General features: G+C 48.0%; 2 protein-coding genes and 2 pseudogenes. 2 read left to right on the forward strand and 2 right to left on the reverse strand.

The window, feature by feature from the left end:
• Positions 1–212: pseudogene (locus QZ506_RS01330) on the forward strand (IS481 family transposase); the annotation flags it as partial.
• A gap of 296 nt (positions 213–508) precedes the next feature.
• On the opposite strand, the gene QZ506_RS01335 reads toward QZ506_RS01330, so the two are convergent.
• On the reverse strand, positions 509–883 hold the full coding sequence (locus QZ506_RS01335) for a PfkB family carbohydrate kinase (protein WP_291968506.1): 375 nt from the start codon (positions 881–883) through the stop codon (positions 509–511).
• Between the two features lie 46 nt (positions 884–929).
• Between QZ506_RS01335 and QZ506_RS01340 the strand changes: the two are divergent.
• Positions 930–1,013: pseudogene (locus QZ506_RS01340) on the forward strand (IS1 family transposase); the annotation flags it as partial.
• A gap of 31 nt (positions 1,014–1,044) precedes the next feature.
• On the opposite strand, the gene QZ506_RS01345 reads toward QZ506_RS01340, so the two are convergent.
• Positions 1,045–1,284: transposase (locus QZ506_RS01345; protein ID WP_291968508.1), on the reverse strand; the 240-nt coding region annotated here is incomplete at its 5' end.

The raw sequence follows: 1,284 nt of genomic DNA on the forward strand, positions 1-1,284 counted from the left end.
ATAAAACCATTTTGCAGGATTTTTATCAGGTTACGTTCCGCAAGAAGTTATATGGAGACCTGGAAAGCCTGCAGGCAGATCTGGACAACTGGTTGTGGCATTACAATAATGAGCGAACTCATCAGGGAAAAATGTGCTGCGTGCGTACGCCGATGGCCACTTTACTCGATGGAAAACGGATCTGGGCAGAAAAGAATCTGAACCAGATGTAATTTGACAGACACCTGTATAAATAATCGGTAACTGTCAGATCAGGTCTGAGCTAGTACAGACCAAAGTGCCTCCGATGAAAAATGACAGTGTAATTTCGTTGCACTGATGGAAACAAAAGTAGCCCGTCATTTATCGCACGTTTTGGCTTCAAATATCGCACGCGCATCACACGACCAAGACGTTATTTTTCATCATCACCTCAACGTAAAAAAGCCAAGATTGCGTGGCTCCCACCCCCCCTTGGTTTGGTGCACAATTAGCTTTATGCTCGAAAGTTACGCGGCTTGCAAATCCGTTAGCGGCTGAGGCTTGCACCCCCACCTTTTTTCATCACACCACGGATATCCGATTCCTGTACCAGGTTCAAGTCACCGCTGATCGTCAATTTCAGAACGCTGGCAGCAATTGCAAAGTCGATAGACTCCTGTGCGTCAAACTGAAGCAAGATACCGTGCATCAACCCGGCACCGAAGGCATCACCAGCCGCAACACTTTCCATCACATGCAGGTTATAGCGCGTCGTTTCATGAAACTCGCCATCGCTCAACAGCGGCCCCATCCATTGGCTGTCTTCGACCGAGCGAATATTACGCAGTACGCTGGCAACCATTTTACATCCCGGATAACGGCGCGTTACCTCCAGCATCCCCTCCTTGTGTCGTGTATTCAATATGTTGATTGCAGTGTGAAATGTCCGGTTTTGGATGTGGAATACAGTGGCTAAAGTTGATGTAAGATGCCCGTTTTGTGAACAGACATCTCCTGTGAAAAAACACGGTTATGACAAAAGTGGCCATGAGCCTGTTTAAGATTTTGTGTAAATGCCTTTCCTCAGAAGTGACCGTCAAGGCGGTCACCGAACTCGATAATAAAGCGACTCATTGCCATACGCCAGTCCTGTAAGGGCATCGTCCATTTCTGCGATGCCGCCTGGATTGCCAGCCATACGACCTTCTTCACCGAGTCATCAGTCGGGAACACCTTGCGTTTCTTGATTGCATGCCGGATCACGCTGTTCAGTGATTCTATAGCGTTCGTCGTGTAGATTACCTCGCGAAGTTCCTGCGGGTA

Source organism: Candidatus Symbiopectobacterium sp., from assembly GCF_020054415.1.
In the GTDB taxonomy this organism is placed as follows: domain Bacteria; phylum Pseudomonadota; class Gammaproteobacteria; order Enterobacterales; family Enterobacteriaceae; genus Symbiopectobacterium.